The organism is Marinobacterium aestuarii (assembly GCF_001651805.1).
Taxonomy (GTDB): domain Bacteria; phylum Pseudomonadota; class Gammaproteobacteria; order Pseudomonadales; family Balneatricaceae; genus Marinobacterium_A; species Marinobacterium_A aestuarii.
In genome coordinates, this window is record NZ_CP015839.1 from 4,854,514 (window position 1) to 4,870,409 (window position 15,896).

Below are 15,896 nucleotides of genomic sequence, written 5' to 3' on the forward strand. Positions count from 1 at the left end.
ACTGACCGACGTCTGTTAATTTGCGATGCCACCAACATAATCTATTTTAATTAAACGATCAATCAACTTAAATTCCGTATGACTCGCCTGGACAGCCGGCGCGACGCGTCCGCGTTCTTCCTTAAGAACCGCCAAAACGCGAAACCCCCGTAAAACGGGGGCTCCAGAGGTATTCTTTACATAAATATCTAAGGTAACTCTCAGAACGGGATATCGTCGTCAAAATCATCAAAGCCCGGCGCCGGCTGCTGCGGCTGTTGCGGAGCCTGCTGCGGGCGCTGCTGGGGTGCTGGCTGACCACCCTGGGGCTGCTGATAATTCTGCTGTGGCGCCTGCTGCGGCCGCTGCTGTGGTGCCTGGGAGCGCTGCTGCGGCTGCTGAGAATAACCACCACCCGTATCCTGGTTGTAGTTGTCACCTGCGTCGGCACCGCCGCCGCCACCGGAACCACCACGGCCACCGAGCATCTGCATTTCGCTGGCTACGATTTCGGTGGTGTACTTGTCCTGGCCGCTCTGATCCTGCCACTTGCGGGTGCGCAGCGCGCCCTCAACGTAGACCTGGGAGCCCTTGCGCAGGTATTCGCCGGCGATTTCGGCCAGCTTGTTGAAAAATACCACCCGGTGCCATTCGGTGCGTTCCTGCATCTGCCCGGTGTTCTTGTCTTTCCAGCTTTCGCTGGTCGCCAGAGTCACGTTGGTCACCGCATTGCCGGAAGGCATGTAACGCACCTCCGGATCACCGCCCAGGTTGCCTACCAGAATTACTTTATTAACGCCGCGTGCCATCGGTTTCTCCACTTCGCTCTGCAGGGCTTGCCGCTACCACCGGCAAGCTTTTCTATAGCCGTGAAGGATAACATAGAGCTTGCGCTTTGACCTCGTCTGCACACGATACTAAAGCTGTTTTACGCATGAGCCCTGCACAGCCAGAGAATACGCCGATCAGGGCTAAGGCTATCCGTTTTCTGCCCCTCAAACTCACGCTGATAACCTCCCGCTACTTCGTCTTTGGATCCGCGCGCCTGCCGGCAACCCAACAGGCTTGCATAACAATCGCGGTGGGAATGAATAACGCCGCACGACTGAAACGCCGGCATCCCCGGCATTACATTCAGTATCGACATGCACTCAGCGCTACAGCGCCCAAGTGGCAATCTGCGGGAATTTCAGTAGCAGCCCCAATACCACCAGCTGTATCAGAATGAAGGGAACCAGCGCGCCAAAGATATCCTTTAGCGATATGTCCGCCGGCGCCACACTCTTGAGATAAAAAGCGGCGGGACCAAAGGGTGGACTGATATAGGACACCTGCATGTTGATCGCGAACAGAATGCCAAACCACACCAGATCAAAGCCCAGTTGCTGCACTATAGGGACAAATATGGGCAGGCAGAGCATGGCAATGCCGATCCAGTCCAGGAACATACCCAACATCAGAAAGATCAGCATCATCACCAGAATGATCACCAGCGGCGCTACATCCAGCCCCATGATGGCGGAGGATACAAAGCGGTTGCCACCCATGAGGTTATAGACTCCGACCAGGCAGGCGGCTCCGATCCCAATCCAGACGATCATGCCACAGGTTTCCAGCGTCTGACCCAGGCTCTCTTTGAGCATGCCAAGGGTAAATTCACCCCGCAGTTTAACGGCAAGCATCACCGCGGCAGCGCCCATGGATGCCGCTTCAGTTACCGAGGCAATTCCTCCGTAAATGCTGCCCAGCACCAGCCCTGCAATTACCAGCGGATAGGCCATACCCTGTACCGCTTCACGAAAACTGAGCCTAGGCTGATCGTTGCTTGCGGTTATATGCGCGCCGCCCATTTCAGGGTAGCGCCAGCAAATAAACACGACGTAGCACATGTAAGCTGCCATCAGCAGAATGGCGGGCAAGAAAGCAGCCTTGAACAGGTCGGCAATTGATACGCTGGAAATCAGGCCATAAATAATCAGCACTATAGACGGCGGCACCATGGTACCGAGCGAACCGCCAGCGCAGACCACTCCAATCGCAATGCGCTTGTTATAACCCAAGCGGAGCATCTGCGGCAGAGCAATAACACCGAGAAGCACAATTTCACCGCCGATAATGCCCGATATAGCCGCCAGGAAAAACGCCACCACCAGCGTCTGAACAGCGACACCCCCTGGCAGGCGGCCGGAGAAAACTCGCATGGAGTTGAACAGGTCTTTGGCCATCCCAGAGCGATCCAGTAAGCCTGCCATAAAGACAAACATGGGCACTGCCACGAGTGAATACTCGGTAACAAAGCCAAAAATACGGCTGGCCACCAGCGGGATGGCACTGGTGCCAAACCAACCCAGGGTAAACAGCACCGCGACCAACCCCGTTACAAAGGCCAGCGGCAAACCCAGCACCAGCAGGCCAAATATGGAAGAGACGAGCAAATAGGTTGCGATTTCAATAGTCATGGAGCGATACCCGTAGCAGCAACTGGTTATTTCTTGTTCTTGAAGTACCCGCAGAGGCGGACAATCAACTGCAGTGCCATCAGCACAACGGACAGGAGGATGACAATCTTGGTGAACGCCGGCAGCGGGGAGTTCCAGGATGAGCCTGATGTCTCCAGACGCCAGTCACCTGTGGGTGTATGGGTGGCCCCGTGAGCCAGCACCCAGGCCGCATAGCCAATGGCAACGCAAAATCCGATGCCCAGTACCAGATTCAGCACTTCCAGCCAGCGGCGTTTTTGGGGTGACAGCAGATCCAGCACGATCCTAATCTGAATATGTCGGTTGCGTGCCAGCGCATAGGGGCCACCTATGGCGAAAATAGAGGCCACCAGGAAAATGGTGGTTTCATGTACCCAGGTCGTCGGGGCATTGAAGATGTAACGTGAAATGACTTCGAATACGCTGATCAACATTGCGATCAGCACCAGCCAGGCAGCCAGCTTCCCGGCCTTGTCGACCAGCCTGTCCATTCCTGTGGTTTCCTGCTCAGTAACCGGCAGGGCAGACTGCGTCTGACTTTCGGCAGACGGTGAGGTGTTATCGTTCATGGTGCTTATTCCTGACTCAAGCCCCGCCATCCAATGGCGAGGCTGATATCGCGGGAGAGATCAGAGAAGACCTTTTTCTTTCAGATATGCCTGGATAGAATCCACAGCTTCAGCGGTATCGGCGTTTTTTCCGCGCCAGGTGTCCCACTCGGAGCGCGCGGCGTTGCGAAACTGCACCAGCTCCTCGTCGGACAGGGTCGTGATAGTGACGTCACCCGTGTCAAGGGCTTTGGCCACCTGCTCCTGATCCTTTTGCTTCAGTTCACTAATCAGATTATCGGTGAATTCGTCTACCGAATTTTCCAGCAGTGTTTGCTGATCCTGAGTCAGGCCATCCCAGATCGCCTTGTTGATCGAGATTGACTTCATCGGCAGCGAATGGAACCCGGGATATGCCGCGAAAGGCGCATATCTGTGATAGCCCTGGCTGTAGTTGGTCGAGAACACTGTGTAATCCGCGGCATCAATCACGCCCTTTTCCAGCGCGGTGAAGACTTCAGAGCCGGGAAGGTTAACCGGAGCTGCGCCGACGAGCGCGAAAATATTGGACACCATGCCTTCAGGCGCCCGAATTTTCAGACCCTTGAAGTCACTCAGATGTTCGATCTTGCGTTTGCTGATCAGGGCTTCAGCACCAACAGCACCGGCGCGAATCAGATGAACGTTATAGGGCTCAACCAGCTTGTTGTAGCGCGCTTCACCACCGGCATCGCGCATGTACCCCAGGAATTGATAAGGGTCAGACCAGGCGCCAACCATATTGCCATAAATGGCAAAGGCCGGATTCTTGCCTGAGAAATAGCCCGGATCACTGATGTGACCTTGCAGGATTCCTGCACCTACTGCGTCCAGCGTTTCACTATTGCCAACGATAGCGCCACCCGGAAGGATTTCGATATTGATCTCACCGCTGGTTTTCTCGGTCACCGAACGCGCCCACTCCTGAGCAATGCGATATTCGTCATCGCCAGCGTTGACGTTGATCTGAAATTTCCAGTCCTCAGCAGCGGTTACCGCCGTCGGGCACAGCGCAAAAGCCGCCATCAGGGCCAGCAGGCCGGGGCTCATGGATGTCTTCAGCAATTTCATGCGATTCTCCGCTTGTTGTTTTTGTGCACAGTCACGCCCTGGTTATTCCACTTGTTAAGCTGCCAACAGACAGCGGACGAAATGAATAAAAACAGGTGGCTAAAGATTATCCAGCCTAGATATACTTAACAAATATCAATTATTGGATTATTCATATCAGCTTGAATATGTCTTATCCCTACAGGCAGTGAATATCTTGAAGTCAGTGAACTCAAACTGGTTTATCCGGGCAAGGCTGAAGCAACGCCACCTGCTGGTGCTGGCCGCCCTGGGTGAGACCTGCAATCTGAACCACGCCGCGGAAGGGCTGAGCATCTCCCAACCGGCAATATCAAAACTGCTGAAGGAACTTGAAGACGCACTGGGAGTCCACCTGTTCGAGCGCCAAGCCCGTGGCGTTATCCCGACCGCCTACGGTGAAACGATGATTCGCCATGCCAATCACCTGCTCAGCACCCTTGACGGTGCCTATGCTGAAATAAGTGCCATGCGTCATGGGCAGAGTGGCCGAGTCCGCTTGGGCACTATTCTCACACCCTGCGCAGATCTCCTGCCAGATACCCTCAATAAGGTTCGCCAGACCCACCCTGATCTGGAAATCAGCATCCAGACCGGCTCCAGCGAGCAACTACTTGAAGCACTGGATAACGGCGAGCTCGACATCCTGGTGGCACGTTATTTCGACAAGCACGACCGATATGGCTTTCAGTATGAGCCCATGTTCCAGGAACCCATTCATGTGTGCGCCCGTATCGACCATCCGCTTATCCGCGCGGGCAGAGCGCTGTCACCTGCCGACCTGCAGCATGAAGACTGGGTGCTGCCTCCCGATGGCAGCGTGATGCGCGCGGAGTTTGAAGCATTGTTTTACCGTGCCGCAATGCTGCCGCCAACACGGGTAGTTACCGCCGAAAACCTGTTAATGGTCACCAACCTGCTGGAACAGAACAATATGCTCACACTGCTGCCCAAGGGCGTGGTGCAGCATTACATGCGCTACAACATGCTAACCCAGGTCACACTGACGCAAGGAGTGCAAAAAGCCCTGGACCGCAATCTGGCCCCTTACGGGCTGATCGTACGCGATGAGCACTTGCTCGCACCTGCGGCCAAAGCCGTTCTGGAAATTCTGCGACGGGCGGGAAACAACCCATATGAGGGCAAAGTTCGCGTTTAAATACTGGCTGAGCCTAAGCCCGGGTACCGGTATTGACCTCTTCACCAAGAAGCTATTCAGGCACGAATCGGCTGCGCCGTGCGTACATCGATTAACTGGCCAATCGGCAGTGTCTGCAAAGTTAGCCGGCGGCGGTTGAAGTTGTTGCGCCACTACAGCTTGCGCGGATTTTTGGGGTAGTACCTTTCGGGGAGACGTTCGATATGGGGGAAGAAGCGCGTGTCCTTGTAGGGCAGTTTCATAAAGCCTGAAACCCCCAACCCTTCGATTAGCGGCAAGCGCTGCAGGATGGCATTCAGGCAACGGGCGAACTCCTGCTCCTGACGCGGGTCCAGCAAACGGTAATAACTGTGCACCTTCAGATGCGTTGGCAGGCTCTCGAAGATGATAAGACCGGTGTGGTGAATCCTGTTGAGCTGCCAGAGGATGTCCATGATGTCCTGGGGCAATTCCAGGAATTCATCGGGGTCACGGCCATCCTCGAAGTACGAATGCACCCGCGCCTGGTTTTCCAGATCCGGTGCCGCGCTGACCTCATAGGGCAAGGAAATTCCGGCGGGGGCAACGAAGGGCTCAGTCTCGCTGTCACGCTCAATATGCAGGGTGTCACGGGCATCGAACAGACAGCTTTTGAAGACACCCTGTCGGTAAATGGCCCGCGCCAGACTCACCATGTTATTGACCGAGGCAATAAAGGAGGCCCGCAGGCGTTCATCGTGCAGCGCCAGGCTGGAGTCGATATAGACGCCGTTCGCCTCCCAGCGCACCGCCAGGCCGCCCACAATCGGGTACTTGCCGAGCCGGCTGACCGCGGCCAGAAAGGCCTTTTCGGTCTCCCCCATCCCCTGCAGAAAGTTCTTGTAGTAGCGTTCCAGCGGCGCGTCATCCAGCGCACTTAAAACATCGTGCGCACCCTCTTCACGCAGGAATGACTTGCGCGAGCTATAGACCACGGTATCAATATCGCGGTAGCGCGGGCTGACCCACACGGGCACCTGGGGCACCGGCGCTGGCGTCGGCAGATCCTCCATCACAAGTCGGGCCATGCGGTGCATGTTCGCCAGAAAATAATCCCCGGCCCGGGCCCGCTCAACCGGGTCCGGCGCCAGCATGGCTTCCAGCACCCTTGCAAACTCGATCGGCAAACCCAGTGAGGTGGGCGGAATGGCCTTGTAACCAAAACGGCAGGATTGCCCCGACGCCAGGGCATAGAGGGTGCCCGCCAGACCGTCTTCATCGAAACGGGGGGACGACAAGCCGCCGTTAAGCTGCGCCTCGCCGATAAAGTAGACATCCCCCAGCCGGGCGTTGGTCTGCTGCATGTTATCCGACATCAGCTCCATCACATTGGCGGCCACAAACTGGTTGTTTGCATCCAGCTGGGCGAACACCGTTGAACCCCAGTCGATCAGGGCCGCGGTTTCGGTCTCGGCGTCAAAGACGATATTGGAGGGTTTGATATCGCCGTGCACAATGGGCTTGCCCGCGTGGCTGCGCAATGTACGCAGGATATCGGCCATTTGCGCCGCGATCCGCACCACCAGGCGCGGCGACAGCGGCCCCCACTCCAGCGATATTTTTTCCAGATCCCGCCCCGGCGCCCGCTCCATCGCCAGGATCGACTGGCCATGCACCGCTTGGAAGGCCAGCAGTTTGGGCACATGGGGGTGCTCCACCAGCCCCAGCATGAAAGCCTCTTCTTCCAGCCGGTCCTGCAGATGCTGCGGCAGCGTGATACGGGAAAACTTGAATACCGACGCCTCGCCCTGGCCAGAAACGCCGGCGAAGACAAAGCCGAAGGCCCCCTTGCCGATCAGCTCTATATCCCGATAGCCCAGCTGCTGCAGCTGCGCCTCGCACAGCCGGAACCAGTCCTTGAGTTTCTTGGCATCGTGGTGGCTGAGCAGGTAAATCGACTGCTCTTCCGGGATATAGAACTGTTGCAGGTAATCATTGGGCATAGGCAAGTCGGCTCACGGATCCTCAAGATGTCTGCCCCTCAGGGCCAGGGGCTAGGGCAACTATGCCAGCTCAAGCAGCATTGAGGCCGGATCCTCGAGGTAGGCTTTCCACAGGTTACTGAAGCGCGCCATGGTCGCGCCGTCGAGCACTCTATGGTCGCCCGACCAGCTGATGTTCATGATGCTGCTGGCCACCACCTGGCCTGCTGCATCAAAGCGCGGCAGCGTCTGGGTTTTACCCAGCGCCACTATCGCCACTTCCGGCTTGTTGACCACCGGCACCATAAAGGTGCCCCCCAGAGCACCTATATTGGAGATGCTGATGGTGCCGCCCTGCAGGTCATCCTGGCGTAACTTGCCGGTGCGGGCGGCGTCGGTCAGGCGCTGCACCTCACGGGCGATATCAAGAATACTGAGGCGCTCCACCCCCTTGACGTTGGGCACCAGCAAGCCGATCTTTGAGTCCACCGCCATGCCGATATTGCAGCTCGGCAGATAGTGCAGCTCAGTGCAGTCGTCATTCACCCGCGCATTAAGGATGGGAAAGGACTGCACCGCCAGCGCCATCGCCTTCATGATGAAGGGCATCAATGTCAGACGCACGCCCTGCTGTTCGGCCTTGAGCTTCAACTGGCCGCGCAGTTGCAGCAGCGCACTCATGTCCACTTCATCGCCGTAGGTGAAATGGGGAATACTGGATACCGCCTCCACCATGCGCTTGGCCATGGCTGCCTGGATACCGCGGATCGGCTCGATACGCACGCTCTTCTCTGTCGCTACAGCCGCAACAGAAGGCTCAGTGCTAACGGCTGCGGTGGCGGCACCTTTAGGAGCCTGCTCAAGGCTTGCGCGATAACGCTGCACATCCTCCTTCAGAATACGCCCATCCTTGCCACTGCCGGGAACCTGCGCAAGATCAAGGCCGTATTCGCGGGCCACGCGACGCACCGCAGGCCCTGCCAGTACCTTGCCACCAGGGCGGGAGGCGCTAGCCTGCGGAACAGCCGCCTGGCAGGCTGCGGCCGCAGGGGCCTTGATCGATGACGCGGGCTTTTTAGCTGGAGCAGCGACCGGAGCGGCGGCCGGTGCGGCTGTTGTAGTGCTGTGGGTATAGGACGGCATAATGGCGAACAAAGGGGAGTGCATCTTGGCCATTTCGCCCTGGGCATAATACAGACGCGTCACCCGTCCGGCCCGGGGGGCCGGAATCTGTACCAGCGCCTTGTCCGTCATGACATCGGCCACCGGCTGATCTTCCTCGATCAGGTCCCCCTCTTTCACCAGCCACTCCACCAGCTCACATTCAACAATGCCCTCCCCCAGGTCCGGCAGGATAAAGTCCTCTTCTTTCGCTTCGGCGGCGGCCTGCGCTGCCGGTTGCTCCGCAGCCGCCGGCGCTTGCACCACAGGGGGTTGCGTAATCGGCGCTTGCTCCTCGGCCAGCTCAACGGCAAACAGGGGCGAGTGAATCCTGGCAATATCGCCCTGCTGATAGAACAAACGCACTACCCGGCCATGAAAGGGTGAGGGTATCTGTACCAGCGCCTTGTCGGTCATGACATCGGCCACCGGTTGATCTTCCTCGATCAGGTCGCCTTCCTGGATAAGCCACTCAACCAGCTCGCACTCCACGATGCCTTCACCGATATCGGGCAGAATAAAATCTTTGATCATGGAAGACTCCACTAAAAGTTAACGCTGTGCCTGATCGCTTCGAAGAGCTTCAGATGATCCGGCAGGTATTCCTTTTCCAGCACCAGCGGGAAAGGCGTATCCAGGCCGGTAACCCGGCTAATGGGCGACTCCAGATAGAGGAAGCATCGCTCCTGAATAGTGGCGGCAATCTCCCCGGCAAAGCCTCCCGTCAGCGGCGCTTCGTGACTGATCAGCAGACGGCCGGTTTTCATGACCGACGCAGCCACAGTGTCGGCATCCCAGGGCAGAACGCTGCGCAGGTCTATGACCTCGCAGGAAATGCCCTCTTTCTCTGCCAGCTCCGCGGCCTTTTCAATCTGCTCCATCTGAGCCCCCCAGGCCAGCAGCGTGATGTCCGTGCCTTCTTTCAGTACTTCCGCCTGCCCCAGAGGCAGTTCGTAATCCTCTTCCGGCACCTCGCCCACCGAGGCGCGGTAGATCCGCTTGGGCTCGAAGAACAACACCGGGTTTGGATCACGGATCGAGGCCAGCAGCAGCCCCTTGGCCTGATGCGGGTTGCGCGGCACTACGATCTTGAGGCCCGGCGTATGGGCAAAATAGGCTTCAGGCGACTGGGAATGGTAGAGCCCGCCGGCGATGCCGCCGCCGTAGGGCGTACGTATCGTCAGCCCACCGACATCGAACAGGTTGCCGGAGCGGTAGCGAAACTTGGCGGCTTCGTTCACGATCTGATCGAAGGCAGGAAATATATAATCGGCAAACTGGATCTCGGCCACCGGCACCGATCCCTGGGCCGCCAGGCCGTTGGCAAAGCCGATGATCCCCTGCTCCACCAGGGGTGTATTGAAGCAGCGGGCCCGGCCATATTTCTCCTGCAAATGGCTGGTGGCGCGGAAAACACCGCCGAATACGCCGACATCCTCGCCAAAACAGATGACTTTGTCGTTGCTCGCCATGGCGATATCCAGGGCGTTATTGATCGCCTGCAACAGGTTCATCTCAGCCATGATCAATTCCTCCGGCGCTCTTGGGATAAGCCGCGGGGTATTTGCGGATGTGGGCCTTGAGATTTTCCAGTTGCTGCCTGAGCAGCGCCGGCGGCTCATCATAGACGTCGGTGATCAAATCCTCGAGCTTCGCCGGTGGCCGCTGCTGTGCGAGTTTCATTGCTGCCAGCACCTGTTGACGCAGCTCTTCGAGCAGCTGTTTCTCCTGGGCTTCATCCCACCAGTTCTGGGCCAGTAGCCAGTTTTTCATGCGCAGTATCGGGTCCTTGGCACGCCATTTATCCTCTTCTGCCTTGTTGCGATAGCCGGAGGGATCATCCGAGGAGGAGTGAGCCGCCAGACGGTAGCTCATCGCCTCGACCAGTACCGGCTCATTCTGTTCCACGGCCAGCTTGCGCGCCTCCTGCATCGCCTTGCAGACTGCCAGCACATCGTTGCCATCCACCCGAATGGACTGCATGCCGTAACCGACCGCACGTGGCGCTATGCCGTCACCGGCAAACTGTTCGCTGGACGGCGTCGAGATGGCATAGCCGTTGTTGCGGCACAGGAAAATCACCGGCACCTTGAGCACCGCCGCCATATTCAGGGCCGCATGAAAGTCACCCTCGGACGCGGCACCCTCGCCGAATACTGTAACAGTGCAGCGCTGCTGGCCGGCCAGCTTCTGGCCGTAGGCGTAGCCGGTCGCCTGGGGAATCTGCGTCGCCAGCGGAGACGAAATGGTCATGTAATGCAGCTCGCGGGAGCCGTAATGGATCGGCATCTGCCGACCCTTGCCGTAGTCCTGATCATTGCCGAACAGTTGGTTCATGAACTCCTCAATCGAGAAGCCTCTATAGGCCAGCGCGCCCTGTTCGCGGTACTGCGCCATGATCATGTCGGCATCATCCAGCGCCGCGGCAAACCCGACCGTGGTGGCCTCTTCACCGGTGGATTGCAGATAAAAACTCAACCGCCCCTGGCGCTGGGCCGCCAGCATGCGTTCATCCAGCACGCGGGTAAATACCATGGCGCGGTAAATCTTCAGGGCCTGGGCCTCGTCCAGATCCGGCACCACGGCACCGGGAATGATCGAACCATCCTGCTGCAATACCCGATAAATCGGGATCTGCAAGGCATTGCCCGGGGTAAACTCAGGCGCATGAATCACCCGTTCTTGATTATCCATAGACATCATAATCCCGTTTATTTTGATGTATTGACGCCGCTGTCGCTCCTGATTCTCTGACCGCGCCCGGTTACTGGCCCTTGCCCGCAGGGCCAAAAATGCAACGCCAGCCAGCACAGGCCCACGACTATTGAGCATAGCTGCTATCAGCAATGGCATTTAATCGGCCAGAGAACTAAGGCTAAAAATACAGAGCTGCCAAAGAACGCCGGGGCGGCTAAACGAATTCAAACGCAGCACCGGTGTTGGCCCGGCGGCGAACGCTATATAATCAACGGCTTTGGTCTCTTCGTCGGGAAGGTATATGGACAAGATTCTGGTGCGCGGCGCACGCACGCATAACCTGAAAAACATCGACCTGGATATTCCCCGTGACAAGCTGGTGGTCATCACCGGGCTGTCGGGATCCGGCAAGTCCTCACTGGCTTTCGATACTCTCTACGCCGAGGGTCAGCGCCGCTATGTGGAATCGCTGTCCACCTATGCCCGCCAGTTCCTGTCCGTGATGGAAAAGCCCGACGTTGATCATATCGAAGGCCTGTCACCGGCCATCTCGATCGAGCAGAAGTCGACCTCGCACAACCCGCGCTCGACTGTGGGTACCATTACCGAGATTTACGACTACCTGCGTCTGCTCTATGCCCGCGCCGGTGAGCCCCGCTGCCCCGACCACGACCTGCCCCTGGCCGCCCAGACCGTGAGTCAGATGGTGGATCAGGTCATGGCTCTGCCAGAGGGCAGCAAGCTGATGCTGCTGGCTCCGGTGGTTCAGGGCCGCAAGGGTGAACACCTGCATATACTGAGCGAGCTGATTACCCAGGGCTTTGTGCGCGCCCGCATCGATGGCATCGTCGTCGATCTGGACAGCCCGCCGGAGCTGGACAAGAACCGCAAACACGATATCGAGGTGGTGATTGACCGCTTCAAGGTACGGGACGATCTCAGTACCCGGCTGGCGGAATCCTTCGAAACTGCGCTGGCGCTCACCGATGGCCTGGCCAAGATCAGCTACATGGACGGCGATGGCGAGGAACTGATTTTCTCGGCCCGCTTTGCCTGCCCAACCTGTGGCCACAGCATTCAGGAACTCGAGCCGCGGCTGTTTTCGTTCAACAACCCCCACGGTGCTTGCCCGGGCTGTGATGGTCTGGGCGTGCGACAGTATTTCGATCCGCACAAGGTGGTGCACGATCACAGCCTGACCCTGTCCGAAGGTGCTATCCGCGGCTGGGACAGGCGCAGCCTGTACTACTACCAGCAGCTGCAGGCCGTGGCCAATCATGCCGGTTTCAACATGGACACGCCCTTCATTGATCTGGACGAAAAGCACCGCAAGGTGATTCTCCACGGCAGCGGCCGGGACAACATCTCCTTTCGCTACGTCAATGACCGCGGCGATTCCGTCGAAAAGGCCCACCCCTTCGAGGGCGTGCTGAACAACCTGGAACGACGTTACCGCGAAACCGAATCCGAAATGGTGCGGGATGATCTGGCCAAATACCTCAACATGCAGCCCTGCCCCTCGTGCCACGGCACCCGCCTGAGACGCGAGGCGCGCCATGTCTTTATCGACGAGCGCACCCTGCCGGAAATCACCCACCTGCCCATCGGTGAATGCTGCAGCTACTTTGATCAGCTCGAGCTCAGCGGCAAACAGGGCGAGATCGCCGACAAGATTTTGAAGGAAATCCGCCTGCGCCTGTCCTTCCTGGTGAATGTGGGGCTCGAGTATCTGTCACTGGATCGCAACGCCGATACCCTGTCCGGCGGTGAAGCTCAGCGTATTCGCCTGGCCAGCCAGATCGGTGCCGGTCTTGTGGGCGTCATGTATATCCTCGACGAGCCCTCCATCGGCCTGCACCAGCGCGACAACGAGCGTCTGCTGCTGACCCTGCGTCACCTGCGGGACCTGGGTAACACCGTCATAGTGGTGGAGCATGACGAAGACGCCATACTGCTGGCCGACTATGTTATCGACATAGGTCCGGGCGCGGGCGTGCATGGCGGTGAAGTCATCGCCAGCGGCACCCCGGCCGAGGTAATGGCCAATGAGAACTCCATTACCGGCCAGTACCTGAGCGGGCGCCGACGTATCGAAGTGCCGGGCAAGCGCTTGCCGCTCGATCCCAAGAAATTACTCAAGCTCAACGGCGCCAGGGGCAACAACCTGCAGGACGTCAACCTGGAAATCCCGGTGGGCCTGTTTACCTGCATCACCGGGGTGTCAGGCTCGGGCAAGTCGACCCTGATCAATGCCACGCTTTATCCCATAGCCGCGACCGAACTGAACCACGCCACCACTCTGGATCCCGCTGAGTATCGCAGCATTGAGGGGCTGAATCAGTTCGACAAGGTCATCGATATCGACCAGAGCCCCATCGGCCGCACACCGCGCTCGAACCCGGCCACCTACACCGGTATTTTCACACCCATTCGCGAACTCTTCTCCGGCACCCAGGAAGCACGCTCACGCGGTTATAAACCCGGGCGCTTCAGCTTCAACGTCAAGGGTGGGCGCTGCGAAGCCTGCCAGGGCGATGGTGTCATCAAGGTAGAAATGCACTTCCTGCCGGACATCTACGTGCCCTGCGACGTCTGCAAGGGCAAACGCTACAACCGTGAAACCCTGGAAGTGAAATACAAGGGACGCAGCATTCACGAAGTGCTGGACATGACAGTGGAGGAAGGTCGCGAATTCTTCGACGCCATCCCCGCCCTGTCACGTCGTCTGCAAACCCTGATGGATGTGGGCCTGTCCTACATTCGCCTCGGCCAGGCCGCCACCACCCTTTCCGGTGGTGAGGCCCAGCGCGTGAAACTGGCGAAGGAACTGTCCAAGCGCGATACCGGCAAAACGCTCTATATCCTCGATGAGCCGACCACCGGTCTGCACTTCTACGATATTCAGCAGTTGCTCAACGTGCTCAGTCGCCTGCGCGATCACGGCAACAGCATAGTGGTGATCGAACACAACCTGGATGTGATCAAGACCGCCGACTGGGTCATCGACCTGGGCCCCGAAGGCGGCACCGGGGGTGGCCAGATCATCGCTACCGGCACGCCGGAACAGGTGGCGGCCTGCGAAGGCTCCCACACCGGCCGCTTCCTCAAACCGCTGCTGGCCAAGCAGGCGCAACAGAGCGCCGCGGGTTAGTAATAGGACACTGCTGTAGAGGATCGTGGGAGCCCGGTCTCTGGGCGAATCGGCGCAACGCCGCGGGATAATACCCCGAGACAATTTGCCCGTGGTGCGGGCTCCCACAAACGTAAGCCCCCACCTGTAAACTATTCATTCGTCCACAAAAAAACCCGGCCATAGGCCGGGTTTTGTGTTTTGCGCAACTGAAGAGTTTAGTCTTCAGCAGACTCGTCGACTGCAGTCAGGCCAGCCGGACGGCCAACCAGTTCTACGTAAGCCATCGGAGCATTGTCACCAGGACGGAAGCCGCATTTCAGAATGCGAACGTAACCGCCCGGACGAGCGTTGTAGCGCGGACCCAGCTCGTTAAACAGCTTGCCTACGGCTTCTTTGCTGCGTGTACGAGAGAAAGCCAGGCGGCGGTTAGCCACGCTGTCAATCTTGGACAGGGTGATCAGCGGCTCAGCAAAGCGGCGAAGTTCTTTCGCCTTCGGCAGAGTAGTCTTGATCAGTTCGTGTTCGAACAAAGACACTGCCATGTTTTTAAACATCGCTTTGCGGTGCGCACTGGTACGATTAAAATGACGACCAGATTTACGATGACGCATTTGTTAAGTCCTTACCAACTTAAGTCAGTTCAACTCGCTGCCTTAGGACGCGACTTTATCGTCGTTCTTAAGGCTGGCAGGTGGCCAGTTCTCAAGACGCATACCCAGAGACAGACCTTTGGATGCCAGCACGTCCTTGATCTCGGTCAGCGACTTCTTGCCCAAGTTCGGAGTCTTCAGCAGTTCTACTTCGGTTCTCTGAATCAGATCCCCGATGTAGTAGATCTGTTCTGCTTTCAGACAGTTGGCGGAACGTACAGTCAGCTCCAGGTCATCAACCGGGCGCAACAGAACCGGATCAATCTCCGGCTCGGCTGGCTCGACCTTGGCCTGGTCCGCAGCATCTTCGAGATCCACGAATACCGCCAGTTGCTGCTGCAGAATCGTAGCAGCACGACGAATGCACTCTTCCGGATCAATTGTTCCGTTGGACTCGATGTCGATTACGAGCTTGTCCAGGTCTGTACGCTGCTCGACACGCGCGCTTTCTACTACGTAGGAAACGCGACGTACCGGGCTGTAGGTAGCATCCAGTTGCAGGCGACCGATAGCACGAGTTTCATCCTCGTCACTGGTACGAGTGTCAGCAGGAACGTAGCCGCGACCGCGGGTTACTTTCAGCTGCATGTTCAGGCTCGCACCTTCGTTCAGGTGAGCGATCACGTGTTCCGGGTTTGCAATTTCCACATCCTGTGTCAGCTGAATATCTCCAGCAGTCACAGGACCCGGCTCGGACTTGCTCAGGGTCAGGGTAACTTCTTCACCATTGTAAAGTGCTACCGAAACGCCTTTCAGGTTCAGCAGGATCTCAATAACATCCTCCTGAACGCCCTCAATGGTGCTGTACTCGTGCAGCACGCCATCGATCTCTACTTCTGTGAAGGCAAAGCCCGGCATAGAAGACAGCAGAATGCGGCGCAGTGCATTACCCAGCGTGTGGCCAAAACCACGCTCCAGTGGCTCGAGAGTCACTTTAGCGCGAGTTTTGCTGATTTCCTGTACGTCAATGTGACGCGGGCTTAGAAACTCGTTTACAGAACGCTGCATAGTTCCACCAATA

The 15,896-nt window shown here is 57.7% G+C and carries 12 protein-coding genes; 2 read left to right on the top strand and 10 right to left on the bottom strand.

The window, feature by feature from the left end:
* Positions 1 to 200 precede the first annotated feature (200 nt).
* The 4 genes from ssb to dctP all read right to left on the bottom strand — a co-directional run bounded on the left by ssb (position 201) and on the right by dctP (position 4,117).
* The gene (gene ssb, locus A8C75_RS21270; protein ID WP_067386377.1) at positions 201 to 788 is read right to left on the bottom strand and encodes a single-stranded DNA-binding protein; all 588 of its coding nucleotides are present in this window, start codon (positions 786 to 788) and stop codon (positions 201 to 203) included.
* 348 nt (positions 789 to 1,136) lie between these two features.
* Positions 1,137 to 2,438, bottom strand: coding sequence for a TRAP transporter large permease (locus tag A8C75_RS21275; RefSeq protein WP_067386380.1), 1,302 nt, complete (start codon positions 2,436 to 2,438; stop codon positions 1,137 to 1,139).
* A 26-nt stretch (positions 2,439 to 2,464) separates the two neighbouring features.
* Complete coding sequence (locus tag A8C75_RS21280) at positions 2,465 to 3,028, bottom strand: TRAP transporter small permease subunit (RefSeq protein ID WP_067386382.1); 564 nt, start codon at positions 3,026 to 3,028, stop codon at positions 2,465 to 2,467.
* A 60-nt stretch (positions 3,029 to 3,088) separates the two neighbouring features.
* The gene (gene dctP / locus A8C75_RS21285) at positions 3,089 to 4,117 is read right to left on the bottom strand and encodes a TRAP transporter substrate-binding protein DctP (protein ID WP_067386384.1); all 1,029 of its coding nucleotides are present in this window, start codon (positions 4,115 to 4,117) and stop codon (positions 3,089 to 3,091) included.
* A gap of 205 nt (positions 4,118 to 4,322) precedes the next feature.
* Between dctP and A8C75_RS21290 the strand changes: the two genes are divergently transcribed.
* The gene (locus A8C75_RS21290; protein WP_227820037.1) at positions 4,323 to 5,294 is read left to right on the top strand and encodes a LysR substrate-binding domain-containing protein; all 972 of its coding nucleotides are present in this window, start codon (positions 4,323 to 4,325) and stop codon (positions 5,292 to 5,294) included.
* A 152-nt stretch (positions 5,295 to 5,446) separates the two neighbouring features.
* Here the strand turns inward: A8C75_RS21290 and A8C75_RS21295 are convergent, their stop codons facing one another.
* The 4 genes from A8C75_RS21295 to A8C75_RS21310 are packed head-to-tail and all read right to left on the bottom strand — an operon-like array spanning position 5,447 to position 11,089.
* Positions 5,447 to 7,255 carry a protein kinase domain-containing protein gene (locus A8C75_RS21295; protein WP_067386386.1) on the bottom strand — a complete coding sequence of 603 codons (1,809 nt, stop codon included), beginning with the start codon at positions 7,253 to 7,255 and terminating at the stop codon, positions 5,447 to 5,449.
* Positions 7,256 to 7,315: 60 nt separating this feature from the next.
* Positions 7,316 to 8,929 (bottom strand): dihydrolipoyllysine-residue acetyltransferase, encoded by a 1,614-nt coding sequence (locus tag A8C75_RS21300; RefSeq protein ID WP_067386388.1) that lies wholly within the window; start codon positions 8,927 to 8,929, stop codon positions 7,316 to 7,318.
* Between the two features lie 11 nt (positions 8,930 to 8,940).
* Positions 8,941 to 9,918, bottom strand: a complete 978-nt coding sequence (locus A8C75_RS21305) for an alpha-ketoacid dehydrogenase subunit beta (protein WP_067386390.1) — start codon at positions 9,916 to 9,918, stop codon at positions 8,941 to 8,943.
* Positions 9,911 to 11,089, bottom strand: a complete 1,179-nt coding sequence (locus tag A8C75_RS21310) for a thiamine pyrophosphate-dependent dehydrogenase E1 component subunit alpha (RefSeq protein ID WP_067386392.1) — start codon at positions 11,087 to 11,089, stop codon at positions 9,911 to 9,913. Before A8C75_RS21310 ends, A8C75_RS21305 begins: the two co-directional genes overlap by 8 nt.
* Positions 11,090 to 11,393: 304 nt before the next feature.
* Between A8C75_RS21310 and uvrA the strand changes: the two genes are divergently transcribed.
* Positions 11,394 to 14,243: an excinuclease ABC subunit UvrA gene (gene uvrA, locus A8C75_RS21315; protein WP_067386393.1), complete on the top strand. Its 2,850-nt coding sequence runs from the start codon at positions 11,394 to 11,396 to the stop codon at positions 14,241 to 14,243.
* 197 nt (positions 14,244 to 14,440) lie between these two features.
* On the opposite strand, the gene rplQ is transcribed toward uvrA, so the two are convergent.
* The gene (rplQ, locus tag A8C75_RS21320; protein ID WP_020682687.1) at positions 14,441 to 14,836 is read right to left on the bottom strand and encodes a 50S ribosomal protein L17; all 396 of its coding nucleotides are present in this window, start codon (positions 14,834 to 14,836) and stop codon (positions 14,441 to 14,443) included.
* A gap of 42 nt (positions 14,837 to 14,878) precedes the next feature.
* Positions 14,879 to 15,883 carry a DNA-directed RNA polymerase subunit alpha gene (locus A8C75_RS21325; RefSeq protein ID WP_067290685.1) on the bottom strand — a complete coding sequence of 335 codons (1,005 nt, stop codon included), beginning with the start codon at positions 15,881 to 15,883 and terminating at the stop codon, positions 14,879 to 14,881.
* Between the last annotated feature and the right edge of the window lie 13 nt (positions 15,884 to 15,896).